The sequence below is a fragment of the Rossellomorea sp. DA94 genome, from assembly GCF_029834455.1.
Taxonomy (GTDB): domain Bacteria; phylum Bacillota; class Bacilli; order Bacillales; family Bacillaceae_B; genus Rossellomorea; species Rossellomorea vietnamensis.
The window spans coordinates 4,211,864-4,232,038 of sequence record NZ_CP122397.1 but is presented as its reverse complement, the minus strand read 5'-3'; the positions used below and the strand labels follow the sequence as shown (position 1 = coordinate 4,232,038).

At 43.2% G+C, this 20,175-nt stretch carries 22 protein-coding genes; 19 read left to right on the top strand and 3 right to left on the bottom strand.

Annotated features, from left to right (window positions below):
• Positions 1-44: 44 nt before the first annotated feature.
• Positions 45-1,769, bottom strand: coding sequence for a M4 family metallopeptidase (locus tag P8596_RS21925; RefSeq protein ID WP_481900346.1), 1,725 nt, complete (start codon positions 1,767-1,769; stop codon positions 45-47).
• A 257-nt stretch (positions 1,770-2,026) separates the two neighbouring features.
• On the opposite strand from P8596_RS21925, the gene P8596_RS21920 reads away from it, so the two are divergent.
• The 6 genes from P8596_RS21920 to P8596_RS21895 all read left to right on the top strand — a co-directional run bounded on the left by P8596_RS21920 (position 2,027) and on the right by P8596_RS21895 (position 8,160).
• A complete protein-coding gene (locus tag P8596_RS21920; RefSeq protein WP_279725119.1) occupies positions 2,027-2,764 on the top strand; it encodes a DUF4047 domain-containing protein in 738 nt (245 codons plus the stop codon).
• Positions 2,733-3,278 carry a signal peptidase I SipW gene (gene sipW / locus P8596_RS21915; RefSeq protein ID WP_279725117.1) on the top strand — a complete coding sequence of 182 codons (546 nt, stop codon included), beginning with the start codon at positions 2,733-2,735 and terminating at the stop codon, positions 3,276-3,278. The genes P8596_RS21920 and sipW overlap by 32 nt, the downstream gene beginning before the upstream one ends.
• Positions 3,279-3,356: 78 nt before the next feature.
• Complete coding sequence (locus P8596_RS21910) at positions 3,357-3,986, top strand: TasA family protein (RefSeq protein ID WP_279725115.1); 630 nt, start codon at positions 3,357-3,359, stop codon at positions 3,984-3,986.
• A gap of 568 nt (positions 3,987-4,554) precedes the next feature.
• Complete coding sequence (locus P8596_RS21905; RefSeq protein ID WP_279725113.1) at positions 4,555-5,085, top strand: sigma-70 family RNA polymerase sigma factor; 531 nt, start codon at positions 4,555-4,557, stop codon at positions 5,083-5,085.
• Complete coding sequence (locus tag P8596_RS21900; protein ID WP_279725112.1) at positions 5,078-5,911, top strand: FlaG family protein; 834 nt, start codon at positions 5,078-5,080, stop codon at positions 5,909-5,911. The genes P8596_RS21905 and P8596_RS21900 overlap by 8 nt, the downstream gene beginning before the upstream one ends.
• Positions 5,912-6,774: 863 nt before the next feature.
• Positions 6,775-8,160 carry a hypothetical protein gene (locus P8596_RS21895; RefSeq protein WP_279727046.1) on the top strand — a complete coding sequence of 462 codons (1,386 nt, stop codon included), beginning with the start codon at positions 6,775-6,777 and terminating at the stop codon, positions 8,158-8,160.
• A gap of 106 nt (positions 8,161-8,266) precedes the next feature.
• Here the strand turns inward: P8596_RS21895 and P8596_RS21890 are convergent, their stop codons facing one another.
• Positions 8,267-8,602 (bottom strand): hypothetical protein, encoded by a 336-nt coding sequence (locus tag P8596_RS21890; protein WP_279725111.1) that lies wholly within the window; start codon positions 8,600-8,602, stop codon positions 8,267-8,269.
• 290 nt (positions 8,603-8,892) lie between these two features.
• On the opposite strand from P8596_RS21890, the gene P8596_RS21885 reads away from it, so the two are divergent.
• From P8596_RS21885 to P8596_RS21845, 9 genes are all read left to right on the top strand, one after another.
• Positions 8,893-9,222 (top strand): 2Fe-2S iron-sulfur cluster-binding protein, encoded by a 330-nt coding sequence (locus tag P8596_RS21885; protein WP_279725110.1) that lies wholly within the window; start codon positions 8,893-8,895, stop codon positions 9,220-9,222.
• Positions 9,223-9,281: 59 nt separating this feature from the next.
• Positions 9,282-10,055 carry a creatininase family protein gene (locus P8596_RS21880; protein WP_279725109.1) on the top strand — a complete coding sequence of 258 codons (774 nt, stop codon included), beginning with the start codon at positions 9,282-9,284 and terminating at the stop codon, positions 10,053-10,055.
• 28 nt (positions 10,056-10,083) lie between these two features.
• Positions 10,084-11,550, top strand: a complete 1,467-nt coding sequence (locus P8596_RS21875; RefSeq protein ID WP_279725107.1) for a hypothetical protein — start codon at positions 10,084-10,086, stop codon at positions 11,548-11,550.
• Positions 11,551-11,804: 254 nt separating this feature from the next.
• Positions 11,805-12,533 carry an iron-containing redox enzyme family protein gene (locus P8596_RS21870; protein ID WP_279725105.1) on the top strand — a complete coding sequence of 243 codons (729 nt, stop codon included), beginning with the start codon at positions 11,805-11,807 and terminating at the stop codon, positions 12,531-12,533.
• A 104-nt stretch (positions 12,534-12,637) separates the two neighbouring features.
• The gene (locus tag P8596_RS21865; protein ID WP_481900310.1) at positions 12,638-14,101 is read left to right on the top strand and encodes an aldehyde dehydrogenase family protein; all 1,464 of its coding nucleotides are present in this window, start codon (positions 12,638-12,640) and stop codon (positions 14,099-14,101) included.
• Between the two features lie 23 nt (positions 14,102-14,124).
• Complete coding sequence (locus P8596_RS21860; RefSeq protein ID WP_279725102.1) at positions 14,125-14,598, top strand: GlcG/HbpS family heme-binding protein; 474 nt, start codon at positions 14,125-14,127, stop codon at positions 14,596-14,598.
• A gap of 50 nt (positions 14,599-14,648) precedes the next feature.
• Positions 14,649-15,245, top strand: coding sequence for a chromate transporter (locus tag P8596_RS21855; RefSeq protein WP_279725101.1), 597 nt, complete (start codon positions 14,649-14,651; stop codon positions 15,243-15,245).
• Positions 15,242-15,775 carry a chromate transporter gene (locus P8596_RS21850; protein WP_279725100.1) on the top strand — a complete coding sequence of 178 codons (534 nt, stop codon included), beginning with the start codon at positions 15,242-15,244 and terminating at the stop codon, positions 15,773-15,775. The genes P8596_RS21855 and P8596_RS21850 overlap by 4 nt, the downstream gene beginning before the upstream one ends.
• 141 nt (positions 15,776-15,916) lie before the next feature.
• A complete protein-coding gene (locus P8596_RS21845; RefSeq protein ID WP_279725099.1) occupies positions 15,917-16,594 on the top strand; it encodes a GntR family transcriptional regulator in 678 nt (225 codons plus the stop codon).
• 69 nt (positions 16,595-16,663) lie between these two features.
• Here P8596_RS21845 and P8596_RS21840 read toward each other — a convergent pair whose 3' ends face one another.
• Complete coding sequence (locus P8596_RS21840) at positions 16,664-17,470, bottom strand: aspartate dehydrogenase (RefSeq protein ID WP_279725096.1); 807 nt, start codon at positions 17,468-17,470, stop codon at positions 16,664-16,666.
• Positions 17,471-17,645: 175 nt separating this feature from the next.
• On the opposite strand from P8596_RS21840, the gene P8596_RS21835 reads away from it, so the two are divergent.
• The 4 genes from P8596_RS21835 to P8596_RS21820 all read left to right on the top strand — a co-directional run bounded on the left by P8596_RS21835 (position 17,646) and on the right by P8596_RS21820 (position 20,042).
• A complete protein-coding gene (locus tag P8596_RS21835; RefSeq protein WP_044339899.1) occupies positions 17,646-17,993 on the top strand; it encodes a 2Fe-2S iron-sulfur cluster-binding protein in 348 nt (115 codons plus the stop codon).
• Between the two features lie 263 nt (positions 17,994-18,256).
• Entirely contained in the window at positions 18,257-18,736 is a 480-nt protein-coding gene (locus P8596_RS21830; RefSeq protein ID WP_279725093.1) for a RidA family protein, read from the top strand.
• 37 nt (positions 18,737-18,773) lie between these two features.
• Positions 18,774-19,796 (top strand): NAD(P)/FAD-dependent oxidoreductase, encoded by a 1,023-nt coding sequence (locus tag P8596_RS21825; RefSeq protein ID WP_279725092.1) that lies wholly within the window; start codon positions 18,774-18,776, stop codon positions 19,794-19,796.
• Between the two features lie 12 nt (positions 19,797-19,808).
• Positions 19,809-20,042, top strand: coding sequence for a ferredoxin (locus P8596_RS21820; RefSeq protein ID WP_098438905.1), 234 nt, complete (start codon positions 19,809-19,811; stop codon positions 20,040-20,042).
• Positions 20,043-20,175 lie beyond the last annotated feature (133 nt).

The window sequence follows — 20,175 nt, the reverse complement described above, 5'->3', positions numbered from 1 at the left end:
GGGTTCAATATAAGTATCATTCCATTTGTATTTACAAAAGTTGATTATTCTGCAGGAGCCCCAACAGCATCATAAGCATTGATGACGGTTTGCGTCTGTACAGATGGCTGACCATTCTTATCCGGAAACTTGTCGCGTGTGGCCTGTATGGCAGCTTCGCGCATTTCTTTGAATCCGGAGGAAGGTGTCAGATATTTTGTCAGTGCACTGTAGAAGATCGCGCCTGTTTGGCTGGCACCAAGTCCGGTGACGGTTACGCCGTTGTGTGTACCGCCCTCGGAAATTAAGTAGGCCGCTTTATTGTTGATACTGCTGTTGATGTGCACACCGCCTTTATCCAATTCCCCCGTGTAGCGGTCGTCATAGTGATCCGGGTAGCGGTTATCCCTCATTTCGTATGCGGCAGGAAGGGTTTTGGTGCGTGGATCCTTCAATGAACGTAGACCTCCGTCTCCTGCTTTATTCGGCGTGTAAATATCCTCGCCCATTTCCCACTCTGAAGGATTGTTATAAGAACCGGAAGAATACATTTCTGAAATTTCCCCGAAGATATCTGCCAGTGATTCATTGATGGCTCCCGATTCGCCTTGATAGGTCAGGTTGGCCGTATTGGTAATGACACCGTGCGTGATTTCATGACCGGCCACGTCAAGTCCGCCTGCTAAGGAACCAAGGGTTACCCCGTCCCCATCTCCGTACAGCATTTGCTTTCCGTTCCAGGCTGCGTTATTCCATTTGGACCCGATATGCACTGAACTGATGAACGGTGTCCCTTTGCCGTCGATGCCGTTGCGTTTATGGGCACCTTGATAATATTTATTGATTTTGTCGGCATTGGTATGAGCTGATACGGCTGCCGGGTCATAAAAGTAGTTAGAAGAACTCTTCGTATTGATTTCAAATCCGGTGAAGCCAAAGAGTGCCGAGAGCAGGATGAATGACGTTTCAGGCATACGGCGGGCATCAAACGTCGCAAGTGGGACGATATTCGGGTTGCCCAATGTTCCCCCCGCGATGGATCCACCATATAAATAGCTGGTCCCGGTTGCCGCATCCTTTCCTACTGGGAAATACTGCATTTTACCGAATACGTTCAATCCTCTTCCTTGAGCTACAGTAAGGCTTGTCGGGTCCACTTCATGCATGGCATTGAAGTGGTTGACCACTTCTCCGTTCGTGGCATCCACGAAGTAATGGAAATAGCCCGGTGCCGGGGTGGAAGTGGATACTTTCACCAGGTACGTTAAGTAGTATTTCCCTTTATACGGATAGATCGTTAACTCTGTGTCAAGGCCATCATAGGTTTTCAGCTCATCTACGCCAATCTCGGATGCTACACTTGCTTTGGCAATATTTTCAGCTTCTTTCTTTTCAATGGCTGCTTCTGTTGGAATGATGGTACGGGCTAGCTTCTGTGTCACGTTACCGAAGGATGCATACACGTTGTTATTGGCATCTAAGGCAACAGTCTGGCCGGATCCGTAAATCGGGATACCTTTATACTGCTCCACAGTACGTACATGGTATGTACCCGTTTCGCTGTCCGCTTCCTCGCTGATGATTTTGAACTGATCTCCTGTAGCGGCCGATTTTGTTTTCTCCATTACTTTAGATTGGAGGAACGCCTTCACAATCTCTTGCTTACTCAGCCCTTCAGCTTGGACAGAAACGACGCTCGCAGGTCCTGCCAATCCTGGAAAAGTCGGTGCCAGTCCTCCCAATGTGACCGATAATGCCAGTACAGCAGGAATGGCTGCTTTTTTACTCATCTTCTTCTGCTTTTTCTTTTTCAAACCCTTTCACCCTCTCGTCGAATTGAGATATCTAACAATTTAAATTATTGGGAAAACAGGTTGTGAAATCAATTGGGTTAATTTTTGTGCGATGACATGCCTTTCTTCCAAATTACGAGTAAATTTGACACATTTCCTTCCAGTTTTTAAACAAAATTAACCCAATTTAAATTATTTGATGATTCTGTATACTTAGAGTCAAATGAGTGGTTCAGCGAAAGGGGAGTGAGGATGTGAGGCGGATTCATCAAAGGGTTCTGTTGCCTTCACTATGCTGTATCGCTTTTTATTCCGGCACACAGCTAATTGGAGAAACAGAAGCGGCTTTTACAAGTCAGGCTTCACCAGATTCCATCACCATGAATGCGGCATTTGTTTTTCCTGCGACCATTCATGAGCTTGAAGATCGTGCCCAGAAGGTGGTAGAAAGCATGGAACACAATATGAAAACGATCAGCGCTCCTTCATCCGGTTCATCCGGGGAAGAATTTCAAAGGCAGCTTGATCAAATGACCGCAATAGAGAAGGAACTGACCCACCAAATGGACATGATGCATAAGCTCTATGAGGAAGTGTCCACCTATTATAGGGAGATCCAAAAACAGGAGGTCAAAAACGTCCATACATATGATTATGTGCGTGAGGGTTTTGAGCATGTTGAAGGAATGATGAAAGGTGTACAGGCAACCGTCGAATTTTCACAGATAGAGGAGATACGTTCTTCTATCCTGATGCAGATTCAGGAACTGGAAGATCAAGAGCAACCTTCTGTAGAAGAGAGTCCGACTGATCCAGCTCCAGAACAACCTCATTCTAATCCAGATCCAGATCACTCTGAATCTCAGGATGAAGCATCAGCGGAGATAATGGATGATGTGAAAACAGAAATAACGGATGAAGCCTCAGAGGACATTACGAATGATAAGCAGGTGACAGAACATGAAGAAGAAAATGTTGAGGATAGTGAGTAGTGTAATGGGAACGATCCTTCTGGTGGTGATCTGCTTGGCAGCGTTCATCGTTCTTTCCTCCAGGTTGTCAGGAGGGGAACCAACCTTTATGGGATACCAGGTGAAAGCCGTATTATCAGGGTCCATGGAACCAACATTCCAAACCGGTTCCATTATCTCCATCAAGCGTGGCGATGAGCATACTTTTTACAAAAAGGGCGATATCATTACCTTTCGTATGGAAGATAAGCTCATTACACATAGGATCATTGATGTCCTCGAAGAGAATGGACAAGCAGTGTATAAAACCAAAGGGGATCACAATAATGGCCCTGACCTGTGGACGGTCCCTAAGCAAACGATCATCGGAAAGTACACCAACTTGACGATTCCATATATAGGATATGCCCTTGGATTTTTGAATACAAAAGCAGGTTCAGCCCTGTTGTTGATTGTTCCAGGAATCTTGTTGATCATTTCTGCCTTTCGCTCGATCATCGTCGCCAAAAGGGAACTGGAAGGAAGCAAAGCATGATGGCTTCATCTCCTATGTATCACCAAACATACATAAGAGTTTACTATATTTTTTCTATTAAAAAGGGAGGAATTATGAATGAGTTTTACCAAGAATGTAAGTAAGGGGATCATGAGTGCAGCGTTAGGATTATCGTTGATTGGGGGAGGGACGTTCGCCTACTTCAGCGATGCACAGGCGACAGAGAATACCTTTGCAGCGGGGACACTGGATTTATCCATGAACCCAAGTGCCGTTGTCAACATCGACAACATCAAGCCGGGGGATGAAATTTACCGGGAATTCACGCTGAAAAACAATGGGACGCTGGATATTCACCAGGTACTACTGGACACGAAGTATCAAGTAGAAGACGCGAAAGGTGATAACACAGGCGATATGGCAGAACATATCAAAGTCACCATCATGTACAACACAAGCAGTGCCACCAACATAGCGGTGGAAACAACATTGGCAGAACTCCAAGGGCAAACACCGGACGTCACGGCGATTGGTTCTTTTGTTGGAAGCAGCGACGACGGAGCCCTCCCAGTACCGGATGGAATCTCTGTGGGGCAAGAAGAAAAAATCTTTGTCCTGTTCGAGTTTGTAGACAATGGAGAAAATCAGAATCAGTTCCAGGGGGATACGTTGAAGGTGGACTGGACGTTTAACGCGCAGACTGGTGACTCGACGTACCATGACGATACGGATCCGGAGAATAACTAACTATAAATATCATTCAAATGGGACTCCTAAGGGGTCCCATTTTCGAGTAAGTGCGGGTAAGTATGTCTCCGGTAAACTCTTAAAAGGTATTTTTAATTTTTACTAGAATAGATAAAAATATAGTATTTTTATCTAAACAATGAGCGTTTATAAAGAAGCCATTCAGTACAAAGTAGTGGTGGAGAAGGAGACAAAAAGGAATCATTCATTATCGCCATGCGTATGACTCCCGCAACTGGATCATAGAATGGAAATCCTAAGTGGGTTTTGCAGTTATTATCAATTCCATGATCTTCTTTCCTGTTACTGAGTAATCCAGGGGTAAACCTCCTGGATATTATTATTTTCTAACATAAAATGTGCCTTTGGGGCTCACTAAAACTGACCGACCCTATTTCTAAACAAACGTTTAATTAAACGCTCTTAGCGTCTTAATCGCGCTTTTTATCCATTCAACAAGTGTTTAAATAAATTGGTTGGTATGCATTTTATTAAATATTAGCATTTTGAGTCCAACTAGACATTTCCAACGTCTAACAGTTATAAACCAGAACAAAGGTGGTACGAAATGGGGCAACAGCCAATGGAAGAATCAAACCCGGAAATCAGTGAGCTCATTGATTGGTATGGTAAGCATCTGATCAACCTTGCTTATACATACTGTAAAGACTGGAGTATGTCCGAGGGTGTCGTGCAGGAAGTATTTATTAGTGCCTATAAGAACCTCGATACATTCAATAGGCAATCTTCTTATAAAACGTGGCTTTATGCCATCACAATTAACAAGTCGAAGGACTTTCTTCGCAAGCCATTTATGAAAGACCCATTCTTTCAGCGGATGATGAATAAAGTGAAGCCCGTTCACCCGACCCCGGAAGAACATGTTATCCAAAAAGAAGGTCAACATGGGTTGGCTGCGGAAGTCATGAGCCTGCCTATCAAGTATCGGGAAGTCATCATCCTCTATTATTATGATGACCTCTCCACAAAGGAAGTGTCGGATTTATTGAAGATTCCCCTCTCTACGGCCAAAACGAGGATCCAGAGAGGACGACAGGTGTTAAGGAAGCAGTTAGAAGGGGGTGATTTCCTTGCGTGAAAATCAAGACAGGCAAAAAATCAAGGAGTCTCTTCATGGAGTATTTGAGGAGAACCCATTCTCTGATGAAACAAAACAACGGTGGCTGATGGAAATCGAAAAAGGAAGGCACCAACAGAAATGGGCAAGGAACAACTTATTCCCTAGCTTACTCTCTATGGGAGTCGCACTCATCTTTTTCATCGGACTTGGCTGGTTCCTTATGCAACAGATGGGGGTAGAGGGAGATAACGCGAGTGACCACCCCTCAATGGAGGAAGGAGAGGGTATGGATCCTCCGCAAACGAAGGAGGGTGGAGAAGAGAACCTCCCAGCGGAAAAGAACGATTTACAAGAAAAGGTCCTGGAGTTAAAGCGTCAGGAAGAAGTCGACATGAAAGAGTTTCTTTCTTACTTTTATGAGGAATTGAATAAAGGTTATACTAGTTACCCATTGGGTCAGCATGACGGTTATTATTATCAGTCAAAAGAAGAAGTGATGGAAGGGATTCTTTCTGTGCTGGAGAAAGCGCAGCCGGAAGACCCGAAGCTGAAAAAGGATTTAAGCCATTTAGAGGAAATGATTGAAGACTACCTTTATGTATCTCGGAAGTTCCCGCCTGAGGAGAGTCATGCAGGTCCTGCCAATCATTATTACTATATAGTCGGTCTACTAAATGATCTCTATTCTGGGATTGTCGTTGGTGAAACGACTGAGCTGAATGGATTTTCTGAAGTTGGTAATGGTGATCAAGTAGATGTCATTGAGGAGATGGCGAAGGGGAGGATGTATCCTACTCCAGAAGGTCCGTTGGTGAAAGTCGGAAAATCCCCTTTCAACCGATGACGGCTATCCTCCCATTGTAGCCTTTCAATTAGAGAAAACAGAATCCACGGATCTGGGTACGTATGTACATGATCCGTACGAAAGCTATCAGGATTTTTCTATGTACAAAGAGAACTTTGACAATGAGTCTGCACAATCCACCTAGATCACGGCAGCCATTTCATATATCAATTATTTTCACAAGGCAATCCATTGCTTATGAGTTTAATAAAGGAGAGCACAGTGAGAAAATAGATGCTTCAAAGCAAGCTGAGCTTAAGAAGCGGTTTAGATTTTAGAGAAGTTATAATGACGCCTCTTCTTGAGGCATGTTCATAAGAGAAAAAACTCAACCTTTAAAGGTTGAGTTTTTTATTATCAAAGGGTAAATGTATCACGCTCTAAATGAGAACACCTTGTTCCAGAAAGCTATATCATTAAAACTTTAATGTTCTTTTCAGTCTTGCAAATTTGCGGTTTGCCTTTTCTAAAGCATGCTTAGAACCAAATAATATTTCAAACATATTGGATCACTCCTAGAAATTTATTAATGGTGTTTATAAATTCATTATAGGCGATTTATCAGAGGAAGTCAACAATATTGTATACCAAATACCTAAAATAACTGGTTCAACAAGCTGGAAAAGTGATAAAAACTAAATTTGGTATACCATAAAAGTTATCAGTCTTAAGTTGAAACCTTTAAATGCCTACTATATAGGGTTTTTAAATGAATTGGGTGAAAATCTCTACAACGTCTAAAATAGGATGAATTGAAAAAGACCATTTTTTTCTGAAATAATGTATACCACACAATTGATTTTCATTCTCAAGAGGTTTAATATAAAGAATAATCAGAAAAAATATTACGAGTTGGTGATGTGATGATCAAACTACTATCCGGTCTTTCCATCCTGCTTTATTTAATCAACGAACTTTTCAACAGTATCCATCTTTCTCCCATCATTTCTGTCATCTGCTTATTGGTTGTCATGATGACTGCCTTTAGAGTCAGTAAGTTTGTCAGGGTAATAGGGGGGACGTTCCTTGTGTTGGGACTCATCATGATGGTGAAGAGTGAAGCGGGTTTAAAGGATATCCTTTTTTCGTTCGGTCCTATGCTTAACCTTCTGACCTTATTTGCGTTGGTTCCTTTATTGGCTCAACCAATTAAGCTAGGAAATTATTCCGAAAATATTCAAGGTTTTATTTCCAGAAGGGTGAAATCCTCAACCAGCCTTTATAGCCTTACGTCAGGTATTTCTTATTTCTTTAGTATTTTCATGAATCTTGCTACTTTGCCGATGACTTATTTCTCTGTTAGGCCGGCAGCGGATGCGTTTCCTTTGGAAGATCGAGAGAGGTTCATGAGCAGGGCCATCACCCATGGATTTTCCATGCCCTTGATGTGGGCTCCAGTCACGCCAATTGTAGGTATCGTGATTGATATGACGGGAGTGAAGTGGGGAGGTATGCTTCCCTATGTTCTCCCTTTAAGTGTGATGGGGTTGTTGCTTGATTGGTATCTGGGAGGCTATCGGAAAGGGAGAAAGAGTGCTTCATATGGAACAAGGCCGGCTATCGATGAAACGGCGGCATCCCTTGAAGATCATGACAATAAGACAGGGGCAGGCAAGCTGTCACACATCCTCATGGCGATCATTGTCTTTAATATCATCATTGCCATCATGGAACATTGGTTATCCCTTTCATTCCTGATTGTTGTTTCCCTTCTGGTCATTCCTTTTGCTTTTATATGGTGTGCGATACTTGGGAAGGCAGGTGCTTTTAAAGATGGGCTGTCTGATCATTATCATCACCATTTACTAAAAATGAAAGATCAGTTTTTTATCTTTTTGTCTGCAGGTTTTTTCATATCAGCTATTGAATTTTCTCATACGGATCATGTAGTAAACGAGTGGATTACCGCATTCAAGGATACTATTGGAATCGAAATTTTTGTCCTTCTCATTCCATTGATTCCTTTAATCCTGGCATTTGCAGGCCTTCACCCCGCAGTCGCCCTGGCCTTACTGGCAGGAACGCTAGACCCTCATAGCTTGGATATTTCCCCTTATATCCTGACAGTATCCATGCTCGCTGGTGCAGTATCTGCGTTTCTCATGGGGCCGTATAATGCTACGATCGGGTTAATGTCGACGATTGTGAAGACAAGCTCCTTTAAAGTATCGAATTGGAATTTTCTCTTTACGCTGTCATTCTTGTCTGTCACTGTGCTATATCTCATTCTGTTGCAACTCATTATATAAGAAAACACCTTCGATCCTGAAATCGAAGGTGTTTTTTTATAACCTAAGATAGCCCATCTATCCATAATGAAAAGGGATAGATGGGCTATAAATAATGGTCTTTTTCTTAAACAGCCAGCTCGTCTGATTTTACCAACTTTGAATGCTTGGAGTCTTCGCTATTGCCATTTGCTTTTACAATTTCATATAATTCCTCCCGTGCGCCTTCGATTGTCTCGAAGGATTCAAAGAATTTCACCCGGATATGGTTGATATACTCTTTCCCTTCATAGTTTTCGTACAACTGAATCTTGGCATTGTCATCCAGTACCCTCGCAATTGTGTAAGAGGCTTTCAATTTGTCAAAGAAGTAGAAATGATATGTTTCTACAGGCTGGAATCCATCATTTTCTAATACCGTTTGAAAGGTATCCTTGTTAGTAAGTACAATATACTTTTCCATAAATAAATCCGCTCCTTTATTCTTTATCCTTCAAATTGTATTTTGTATACCAATATCTGTTGATTTCAGTGTAAAGGAAGAGAGGGATTAAATCAATAAAGTTTTCTGAATTTTTATTTATTAGAAAATGATTTCATTTTAAAAATCTATTTATATCAATAAAAAACGGAACTATCACATACTTTTTTGTGAGAAAATCTCACGAAAGGGTTTACATTTTTTATATTTCATAGGTATACTTAAGAAAATTCTAAAAATTGTGATAAATGTCACAGTGAAGGGGTGTTTGTATGCCAAATGTCAAATTGTTTGTAGAAGGAGATATGATCGAACAGGAAGTAAAAGATGGTGCTAATCTGGTTGTGCTGGCTGGAATCAAGCAGTTTCCAAAACTTAAATATGGATGTGGGATGGGGAAATGCACAAAGTGTACATGCAAGGTACTGGATGGTATCGAAACGTTGGATCCACCGAATTGGAAAGAGAATAAAATGCTGGGAGATCTTGTCGATGAAAACTACCGGCTCACATGTCAGTTATCGATCAAAGGAGATATCGAGTTGACCCAGGATGGAATTGATATTAAAAAAAGGCGTGCTGCTGCAGAATCACAGGGATAATTTTTTTTGGTGTTTTATCCGGTATACAAAATACCGTAAAAGTGTAAGGGGTGTGTAGAATGACTTCATATCAGTTAACCAATATGACCTGGGAGGAAGTACAGGAAGCATTAAAAACAGTCAAGATGGCCGTCATACCGGTCGGTGCCCATGAACAACACGGTCCGCATATGATTGAGAGCTGCGATACAGTACTGGCAACTGAGATGGCGAAGAAGGTTGCTGAACGAATGCACCCACATTTATTGGTTACTCCGACGATCAATATGGGTGTATCACCTCACCATCTAAACTTCCCGGGTACTATTTCGTTGAAGCCGGATACATTAATTGCGATTTTAAGAGATATGGTCCGGTCATTAAAGCATCACGGAATCAATAAGTTCCTATTCCTTAACGCCCATGGAGGAAATCAATCGACTTTAAGTGTGGCAAGTGGTGTTTTATCAGAGGAAGAAGCGGTTGACATCTTTTATGCAAAAACGACCGCGTCAGCAAAAGAATCTCTCAAACAATACATCCACTCCCCGATTTTTGGTCATAGCTGTGAACGTGAAGTATCGGAGGCTCTATATTTGGCACCGTATCTAATCAGACCGGATAAATTGACGTCGGGAGACTTCTGTGAAGGGGGGAGATATAAACTACTAAGACCAGGAAAAGCCATTCAAGGATATTACCGCTACGAAGAAATGACGAAAAATGGCTGTATAGGGGATGCGACCAGGGCATCGAGAGAGATTGGAGAACAAATTGTCATAGAAGCAACTGAGAATCTAGCAGAAGGGTTGAGAGAGATATTGGGTCTTGGAGTGGAAGTGCTGAAATCATAAGCAACAAAAAAGTGGAAGGGTGAATGCTTTGGAATTAACTGCTGCTCATTGGTTATATGCATTCGTTACTGTACTTGTCATTGTTACGATGTTGTTTCGCAAGGGGGTTGTGCTACCAACCATAGTCGGGACCTTTTTAGTTGCGTGGCTATATAAAGGATCCCTGGTTGGTGGCTTCATGGCGGTCTTTAACGCCAATCTGGTTGCGGCAAAGGAATTATTCAGCATCTTTTTGATTATTACCCTGATGGTCGCTTTATTAAACTCTCTGAAGGATATTGGAGCGGACCAGCGGATGATTGTTCCAATCCAGAAGGTCATGATCAATGGCCATATTGCGTACTTTGTATTAATGGTTGTCACCTATGTTATTTCATTGTTCTTCTGGCCGACACCGGCTGTACCACTCATTTGTGCTCTGCTCGTTCCTGCTGCCATGCGTGCCGGTCTGCCGGCGATGGGGGCCGCGATGATCGTGGCCATTGCCGGACAGGGGATGGCGTTATCGTCTGACTATATCATGCAGGTCGCTCCGATGCTGACGGCCACTTCCGGAGGGATGGAAACGGTGCAAGTTGCCGATAAAGCAATGATCTTATCGGTCATTACGGGGGTGACAGCCGTCGGGGTTGCTTATGCGATGATGTATAAGTCCATCGCTAAGCCCAATAGCGAAGAAGCGGAAAATGCGGTCAACTTATTAAATGCCATGACTGCTGATAAGAGTGGAGTAGAGGCTGAAGTATCTGCAGCGTCTGAGCTAGAAGTCTACACGAGCAGAAAAGAAATTTGGGGGAAAGTGTTTGCTGTTCTCGTTCCACTGTCCATGCTTGCCGTCATGATTTTTATGTTTTCTACCAAGTTTAGTGACGCTGAGTCGGGGAGATTTGCAGGCGGAGACGGGGCTGCCTTTATCGGTGGAGTCGCAGCCGTACTGTTGATTTTGGCTTCCGTTGCTTTCCGCAGAATCCATGCATTGGATAAAATCGGTGACCACATTACAGACGGATTTGTTTTCGCGTTTCGTGCCATGGGTCCTGTTATTCCAATTGCCGGTTTCTTTTTCCTTGGCAGCTCGGATTTTACCGGATCTATTCTCTCACTTGGGGAAGAAGCGGCCAAGCCAGCCTTCCTATTTGATCTGGTACAGTCTGCACAGGCGTCCATTCCTGAAAACGCTTTCTTTAGCGCGTTTGGTATTTTATTGGTTGGTATCATCACTGGCTTGGATGGTTCAGGCTTCTCAGGACTTCCTTTAGTGGGAGCATTATCCGGTGCCATGTCGAATACGGCAGGGGTTGATCCTGGAACGCTTGCAGCAATCGGCCAGATGGGATCTGTATGGACAGGCGGTGGGACACTTATCGCTTGGTCATCTCTTGTGGCAGTTGCAGGTTTTTGCGGCGTTTCAGTACTGGAGCTAGCCAGAAAAAATTTCATCCCCGTCATGACTGGGTTGGTGGTGGCCACTCTTGCAGCCATATTATTTATGTAGCCAAGTATAAAAATTATAATTTTTAAAAAAATCAGAAAAGTGTATTTACAAAATAAGATTCATAGGTTAGTATAAAGTCAATGGTATACCAAAAGAACAAGCTAAAGTAGCTGTTTTCACGAACTGTATCTCTTTAGATGCTGGTACTTCAGTCGAAAGGAAGATATGGTTGTTTTTTCAACACTATTTGGTATACAAAATACCCAATACAATGTGCAGGTAAGCTGCAGCATACTTTTAGGAGGAGAAGGATCATGACAAAACTATTATCTAAAGATGAATTCCGTAAAGAGCTGGAAGAAGCAATCAAGGGAAATCATAGTCAAAAGGCTCCTTTTACAGTCGCTTGGGCGGAAGGAAAGCTAGAGAGAAAGCACTTTGCGAAATGGGCAGAAAACCATTATCACTATGTAGGGCCTTTTGCGAACTATCTTTCTTACATTTATCACAACACACCTGATCATCCTAAATTCGAAGACGCGAAAGATTTCACACTTCAAAATATGTATGAAGAGGAAATTGCCGCAGATCGCCATACCGACCTACTGATTCGTTTTGCCGAAGCGTGCGGGACGACCGGTGATAGAATAAGAGATCCAAAGAATATGGCTGCAACCACGCTTGGATTACAAAGCTGGTGCTACTCAGTAGCGGCACGCGAAAACTTCGTAGTGGCAACGGCAGCATTAGTAGTAGGGCTGGAATCACAGGTACCTGATATTTACCGAAAACAAACACCGGTCCTTCGTGAAAAGTATGGATTCACGGATGAAGAAATTGAATTCTTCGACCTTCACATCGTATCAGATGAAATCCATGGAGAGCGTGGATACAAAATCGTTCTTGAGCATGCTGATACGCCGGAGCTTCAGCAGGAATGTTTGGAAATTGTCCGTGTAGGGGCGAAAATGCGCCGGATGTATATGGACGGATTATGGAAAGAATATCTTGAAAAAGATCTAGGTACTCTTGTGGAGGCTTAAGATACTTAGAACATATTAACAAATTAATAAGTGGCAGTTTCCTAGTATGGGAACTGCCATTTGTTCATCATATCCCTAGAAAAGAATAGGAAAGGATGTTTCGAGTGCTAGTAGCAAAAGCCGAATTATACAAAAACTATATTAATGGTATATGGGAGGATTCCTCCAGTGAACAAACATTTGCCAGCCATAATCCAGCCAACAAAGAAGAAGTGATCGGTGTATTCCAGGCATCTACAATAGAGGATGTAAAAAGAGCCATTGAATCTGCGGATGCCGCTTTCCCTTCCTGGTCTGAAACGGCGCCTTCCAAGAGGGCAGCCATCCTGAACAGGGCAGCTCAATACTTAATTGATCATGTCGATCAATTTGCAAAAGAATTAACACTTGAAGAAGGTAAACCGATCGGGGCTGCCCGTGGAGAAGTACTCAGATCGGCTGAGACATTGAAGTATTACGCGGTCGAGGGACAAAGCCATAGTGGAGAGACCTTTCCCCAGGATGATCCCAACATGTATGTATCAACCAAGCTTGAACCGCTCGGTGTAATCACCGTCATCACCCCCTGGAATTTCCCACTATCAATCCCTGCACGTAAAATTGCACCTGCATTGATTACGGGAAATACGGTTGTGTTCAAACCGTCTTCGGAAACACCTTTGGTTGCTTATCGATTAGTGGAAGCTTTGGTTCATGCCGGACTTCCTGATGGAGTACTCAATTTCGTTACGGGCAACTCCCGTGAAATAGGTGACAGCCTGGTCGACCATCCGGCGGTGAAAGCCGTTACGTTTACAGGATCTACTGGCGCCGGAGAACGCATTCACCGCAATGTGTCATTTGATACGAGAACCCAGATGGAGCTTGGCGGAAAGAATCCTTTAATTGTAATGGAGGATGCCGATATTGCCCTCGCTGCCACATTGACTATAAATGGAGGATACAACCTGAGTGGCCAGGCGTGTACGGGAACCAGTCGAGTGATTGTCATGAAAGAAGTCAAAGAAAGGTTCTTGGATGCTCTTGAGGAAAAAACGAAAAACCTCAAAATCGGTAACGGATTTGAAGAAGGTGTCACCGTTTGTCCGTTGGCCAGTGAGAAGCAATTAACGAATGTATTGAAGTATATTGAAATCGGTAAAGAAGAGGGTGCCTCCTTGCTATACGGTGGAGAGCATGTAACGGAAGGTGAATACGGAAACGGCTATTACGTTCGTCCTGCCATCTTTACAGATGTTGATCCTTCCATGCGGATTGCGAAGGAAGAAATCTTCGGCCCTGTCATCGCAGTGATCGAAGCAGCGGATTATGAGGAAGCAATCAAAGTGGCCAATGATGTTGAATATGGGCTTTCCGCTTCGATTGTGACCAATAACCTAAAAACGGCTCAACAGTTTACGAAGGATATTAAGGCAGGCACCGTGAAGGTAAATCGAACCACAACTGGAAACCTGATGAATGCACCGTTTGGAGGCATTAAGAAGTCCAGTACATCCACTTTCCGTGAATCGGGAAGAGCAGGTCTTGATTTCTTCACTCAAATCAAAACCGTATATATAGGATACTAAAATTGTCTGGGGGTAACGACGATATGAAAACTGTACTAAGAATTGAACTCGAAGAAGCGAAAGTAATCATAGAAGAAGCCAAAAGAAAATCAGCGGAAATCAATGTGCTTGAAACTATCGCAGTCGTCGATGACGGCGGGCATGTAATAGCTCTTGAACGTATGAACGGGGCCCGTATCACCGGTCCTGACATTGCGATTGCCAAAGCGTTTACGGCAGCCGGTCATAAGCGTTCGACTCATTTATTTAACAAGGAACCGAACGGACCTGTCCTGCCTGGAAATGAAGCATTTGGCATCCAACAAATGCTTCCTGGGAAATTCGCTGTATTTGTTGGGGGATTCCCGATCGTAGTGAATGGTGAAGTCGTTGGGGGTATCGGGGTCAGCGGAGGTAACGGTGAACAGGATACGGCTGTAGGCACAGCAGCATTGAAAGCATTGCAGTCTCACTTAAAGGATCATGACGTCGTAACAGATGCAGATATTAAGAAGTAATTCCTTGCAGCCAAGGTCCTGACGATAAAAGAATGAAAGAAGGAGTAAGCATGAAATCAAATTTGGACCTTGCAGTTGGTTTTGCCAGAACGGGAGTGACCGGATATGGAGGAGGGCCCTCCACCATACCACTGATTGAATATGAAGCGGTGAAGAAATACGAATGGATGACAGAAGACGAATTCGGCCAGACCCTGGCACTTGCCAATACGCTGCCAGGTCCGATCGCTACGAAGATGGCTGCGTATATCGGGTACAAAGTGAATGGTAACCTAGGAGCTATGGTTGCGATCCTGGCCCATATCATCCCGTCTTTGTTCGGTATGCTGTTCATGCTCGGCCTCCTATACAAGTACCGGACGTCCCCGATTGTAGGGGGGATGGTACAGGGGGTGACGCCGATCATCGGAATCATGCTACTTGAAATGGCGTACAAGTTTGCAGATAAGGCACGAAAAGGACTCGGGCTGCCGATTGCATTTGGACTTGGCGGTGTCTCCCTTGTACTGATCCAGTTTCTTAATCTGCATCCAGGGATCATGATCGGGGCTTGTCTACTGGGGGCATTTATCGTCGCTGTATATAAGAATAGAACGAAAAAGGTGTCCGAGGACATGTATGAGCCAAGAAAGGAAAAAAGCGTATGATTTATTGGGATATTTTCTGGGCGTTTTTCATATCGAATCTCCTTGGGTATGGCGGAGGACCTTCAACGATCCCGCTGATTCAGAATGAAGTGGTCAACCGCTATGAATGGATGTCACTGAACGAATTTGGAGACTTGTTCGCGATTGCAAACGTCTTGCCGGGACCAATTGCAACCAAGATGGCAGGGTTCATCGGCTATGAAATGGGGGGCATATTAGGGATGGTGATTGCTCTTGCAGCAACCATTCTTCCATCAGCAATTGCCGTCATTATCCTGTTTAAATTCGTGAACTTATTTAAGGATTCCCCGCAGGTAAAGCTAATGACACTATCCGTACAGCCCGTCATTGCCATTTTACTTGGGGTACTGGCGTATCAATTCTTCCTGTCTGCTTTTGAAAAAAGTGGAGTATTGCATCTTGTGATCCTTACTGCCGCAGGTTTTTTGGTCATGAAGAAGCTGAAAATCCACCCGGCAATCGTGATTGTATGTGCATTATTTTATGGAGGAATCTTTTTATCGAATTAATTGGAAGGGCGATCAAGTTCTGCTTGATCGTTTTTGCTTTTCACCAATTCTACGCTAAAATATCTTAATAATATAAAAATGACAGAGTCTTTGATAATATAGAGAGACAAGTGATTTTATATCGGAGAAGGGGATAATGAAATGAAGTGGGAAGAAGAGGAATTACTTTCAATCCGTGAGCGTGCATATATTTATTTAAAAGACCTGATTCTGGGCGGGGAATACAAGCCTGGAGACCGTCTGATTGAGAGAGAAGTGGCAAGTAAATTAAATATCAGCCGGACCCCGATTCGTGAAGCACTGTTCCGGCTTGAATCTCAAGGCTTCGTCAAGACAGTCCCAAGAAAAGGCGTCATAGTTTCCAATATATCGGAAGAAGAAGTCATTGAAGTGTTTACGATTCTCTCTTCCCTGGAGGTATTGGCGGCAAAGCTTGCTGCACAGAAAATGGATGACGACATACAACAAGAATTCAATGATAAGATTGAAAAGCTGGAAGCCTTGGAGAAAGGTGAGGCAGAAGGAATAGATACTGAGCATATCGAGATGAACCTGCTCCTCTATAAAGCCGCCAAAAGCCCGAAGCTTTTCCAAATTCTTTCGGGATTGACTGATTATATCCAGATGTCTGCCAGTATGGGATATGAAACCCCGGGGCGCAGAAAGGAATCCTTAAAAGAACATATCCAAATCATGAAAGCGGTAAGGGATAAGGAAGCGGATATGGCCGAGTTCTTAACAAAGATCCACATCGAAAACTCCAAAAAAGCCTATATCCATTTTATTGAAAAGCAAAAAGAAAAAGTGAAGAAAAAATAAAGAGGGACTGTGTCTGAAGGATGAGACACAGTCTTTTTTGTGGAGTGTTTATGCTGTCCGATGCTGAACTCAAATTCCTATGATGACAGGGGAAGTGAGGTTATTCAGGGCCTTGCAAATGCTCATGGCTACAATGTAACCCGATTTCGGATTATCTGCTGACGGGGTATTCTGGATGGTCAGCTCCACCTCGCCAAAGTATCCTTTTGCGATGATTTGGTGCGTATTATGAGTCACTCCCGGGTCTACCAGCACCTGAACTTTCGTTTGATCAAACCCTACACCTGCAATGCTGAGTGCCGCTGAAACATTCGTGCTCTGGGGAAAGAGTTTAGCAGATTCACGAGCCGTACCTTCATAGAGAGTAAACGCTTCACTGATGGTATCCAGATCTACTTTTTCTTCAGCGATCGTCCCTCTCCATGCTGAAGGGGGTTTACGAGTAATGAGCTTAACTTCATCCAGCTCGTTGATGGAGGACGCTGCGATTCGATCCAAGCCTCCAATCGCAGCAGAAGGGAGAATCAATTTCCGGCCATGTTTCCTTGCTACTTCGACGACATCATCATAAAGGTCTCCATCGGAGAACGCACCCACTGATACTGTTATGAAGTGACTGCCGGCTGATAGGGCTTTCACTGCATATTGATAGACAGCATCATGGCCAGCACATTCTATGATCACATCTAATCCGGAAGAAAAGAACGTTTCCTCGCTATCTACTACCATGAAACTCTCCGTCTTTAATTCTTCATATTGCTCAGGATTCCTTACTAGAATCGCATGTACCTCCGCCCCTTCTACCTTATCTTTCTTTATATATGAAACAACATCTTTTCCGATCGCCCCATATCCGATTAATCCTACTTTTAACATGTTGATGGAGTCCTCCCTTTCGTCATAATGGATTTTTGTATACCAAAAAGTATAGCAATAGAAGATAAGTTAATCAATAAAATTCAGAAAAATGAGAAATAACTAAAAATAATATTGTCAGAATATTTCGTTTGTGGTATATTGTATACCAAGAAGGATCAAGGAGGAATACTCGATGCCTAAAATCAATTATTCTACAAGCGGAAAAGTTCTGGATGTACCTGAAAACTCTAATATATTACGAATGTCTTTACGATATGATGGGGATCTTCCTAACAAATGTGGAGGCGGGATTTGCGGAAGCTGCCTTTGTAAGATTGAGGAAGGTGCCGAGAACCTGGACAACGTGAAGGTCCAGGAACGGAGAAAGCTTGGGGAAGAGTGGCTTGAAAAAGGGTATCGTCTAGGATGCCAAACATTTGTCACGGATGGGGATGTCACTATTTCGTGGGATGAAGAAACCACAAAAGTCGTGAAGAAAAGAAAGCCGGACAAAATCCAAAAGCAAGTAGTCAATAAATAAGAACAACACATTAAATGGAAGAGGTGAAGCAAATGTGGACGTGTAAAAAACATGTGACGAAGGCAATTGAGTTATTGGATGTCCCTCATATCCGCAAGGCTCCCGAAGGCGTGAAATGTTCTTTTTGCAATCAACAGGCAAACCTCAATGTGTTCTATTCCCACCAACCTTGTACATTCAAAAGTGATAAAAGAAAGCTATTGCAAACATCATAATCTACGGCTTCTTGAAATGATGGCCATTTGCCAGAAAGGAAGAGCGATGTGGAGAAACAATTGATAAAGGTTGAAGAAAGGCTGGAAGAGATGGGACTAATTCTTCCTGATAAGCCTAAACCGTCGGGGCATTATTTGGGGTCAGTACGAGCGGATCCATTTTTATTCGTCAGTGGTGTAACGTGTAAGTGGAATGGTGAACTTCCTTATAAAGGAAGAGTTGGAGTCGATGTATCAGTAGAGGAAGGTTACAAAGCCGCACAGTTAACCACGCTCAATCAGCTGGCGATTGTAAAAGATGTGTTAGGATGTTTCAGCCTTATAGATCGAGTGGTGAAAGTCACTGGATATGTCAGTTGTGAACCAGGTTTTCCTAATGTTCCAAATGTGATCAATGGTTCATCTGATTTACTGGTTGAACTGTTTGGAGAGGATGGGAATCATGCCAGATGTGCAGTAGGTGTTAGTTCTCTACCAGGGAATGCAGCGGTGGAAACGGACTTACTCCTTTTGCTTAAGAAACTATAAATCTTCCAACCAATGTTGAAGAAAAGGGGTTACGTGCATGGGAAAAGATTCAGTTTTTGATGTCACAATTATTGGGGGAGGACCGACAGGATTATTTACTGCATTTTACGCTGGGATGCGGCAGATGAGTGTGAAAATCATTGAAAGTATGCCTCAGTTAGGAGGGCAACTGTCGGCTTTATATCCTGAAAAATATATCTATGATGTAGCAGGATTCCCTAAAGTGCTTGCAAAGGATTTAGTTGAAGGCTTAAAGGAGCAAGCTTCTCAGTTCAACCCTTCTGTATGCCTCGGACAAACGATCGAAAAGGTGGAAAAAATCATTGATGGGTCTTTCTTGTTAACGGCGAATAATGGGGAAGTACATCAGACCAAAACCATCATCGTTACAGCTGGTGCCGGAGCATTTAAGCCACGGACGTTAGGGATTGAGAAAATGGACGAGGAATATGACAATCTCCATTATTTTGTCAATGATTTAAGCCGCTTTCAAGGGAGGAAAGTGATGGTATGCGGAGGAGGGGATTCCGCTGTGGATTGGGCGAATATGCTCGAACCAATTGCAAGTGAGGTGACACTCGTTCATAGACGGGATAAGTTCAGGGCCCATGAACACAGTGTTCAACGATTACTGGATTCGAATGTAAGAGTCATGACTCCCTACAATGTGGCTGATCTAAATAGAGAGAACGATACGATTCGACAAGTTGTCCTTCAACACGCGAAAGAGGAGCAGACTGAACTCGTTGATGTGGATGACGTTCTTGTCAATTATGGATTCATTTCTTCCCTTGGACCCATAAAAGACTGGGAGCTTCAAATCGAGAAAAATTCAATTGTGGTTGATTATAAAATGGAGACGAATATAAAAGGGATCTTTGCCGTTGGGGATATCGCCACCTATCAAGGGAAAATCAAATTGATCGCAACCGGATTTGGTGAGGCACCTGTAGCAGTCAGCCATGCGAAACAATATGTCGATCCCAGTGCACGCGTGCAGCCATTACATAGTACAAGCGTGATGGGGAATGCGGAAAAGAAAGAAACAATCAAAATATAAAGGAGCTTTTAAATGGGTAAATACACGATGATCGATCAGGAAACTTGTATTGCCTGTGGATCCTGCGGAGCATCCTCCCCGGAAGTCTACGATTACGACGAAGAAGGATTGGCCTTTGTCCTGTTAGACAATAACAAAGGCAACACACCAATTCCCGAAGAGTTTATGGAGGATGTTGAAGAAGCGTATGAAGATTGTCCGACGGAGTCAATTAAGCTATCGGATACCCCGTTTAATAAAGAATGACGGGAAAGGGACAGCATTTACTTTTCATTTCATGTTTAAAACCCCATCATTTCTAGTTTTTCATACCTGAAAACCAGACTAATCTCATATTATCATCTAAAAAATGGGAAGGTATAATAAACCATAACAAAGG

Coding starts and splice junctions, on each gene's coding strand:
- P8596_RS21845 (WP_279725099.1), top strand. CDS start 15,917: ATGAAGTGGGAAGAAGAGGAATTACTTTCAATCCGTGAGCGTGCATAT.
- P8596_RS21825 (WP_279725092.1), top strand. CDS start 18,774: ATGGGAAAAGATTCAGTTTTTGATGTCACAATTATTGGGGGAGGACCG.
- P8596_RS21820 (WP_098438905.1), top strand. CDS start 19,809: ATGGGTAAATACACGATGATCGATCAGGAAACTTGTATTGCCTGTGGA.
- P8596_RS21910 (WP_279725115.1), top strand. CDS start 3,357: ATGAGTTTTACCAAGAATGTAAGTAAGGGGATCATGAGTGCAGCGTTA.
- P8596_RS21840 (WP_279725096.1), bottom strand. CDS start 17,470: ATGTTAAAAGTAGGATTAATCGGATATGGGGCGATCGGAAAAGATGTT.
- P8596_RS21905 (WP_279725113.1), top strand. CDS start 4,555: ATGGGGCAACAGCCAATGGAAGAATCAAACCCGGAAATCAGTGAGCTC.
- P8596_RS21890 (WP_279725111.1), bottom strand. CDS start 8,602: ATGGAAAAGTATATTGTACTTACTAACAAGGATACCTTTCAAACGGTA.
- P8596_RS21870 (WP_279725105.1), top strand. CDS start 11,805: ATGACAAAACTATTATCTAAAGATGAATTCCGTAAAGAGCTGGAAGAA.
- sipW (WP_279725117.1), top strand. CDS start 2,733: ATGAAGAAGAAAATGTTGAGGATAGTGAGTAGTGTAATGGGAACGATC.
- P8596_RS21860 (WP_279725102.1), top strand. CDS start 14,125: ATGAAAACTGTACTAAGAATTGAACTCGAAGAAGCGAAAGTAATCATA.
- P8596_RS21855 (WP_279725101.1), top strand. CDS start 14,649: ATGAAATCAAATTTGGACCTTGCAGTTGGTTTTGCCAGAACGGGAGTG.
- P8596_RS21880 (WP_279725109.1), top strand. CDS start 9,282: ATGACTTCATATCAGTTAACCAATATGACCTGGGAGGAAGTACAGGAA.
- P8596_RS21850 (WP_279725100.1), top strand. CDS start 15,242: ATGATTTATTGGGATATTTTCTGGGCGTTTTTCATATCGAATCTCCTT.
- P8596_RS21925 (WP_481900346.1), bottom strand. CDS start 1,769: ATGAGTAAAAAAGCAGCCATTCCTGCTGTACTGGCATTATCGGTCACA.
- P8596_RS21885 (WP_279725110.1), top strand. CDS start 8,893: ATGCCAAATGTCAAATTGTTTGTAGAAGGAGATATGATCGAACAGGAA.
- P8596_RS21835 (WP_044339899.1), top strand. CDS start 17,646: ATGCCTAAAATCAATTATTCTACAAGCGGAAAAGTTCTGGATGTACCT.
- P8596_RS21895 (WP_279727046.1), top strand. CDS start 6,775: ATGATCAAACTACTATCCGGTCTTTCCATCCTGCTTTATTTAATCAAC.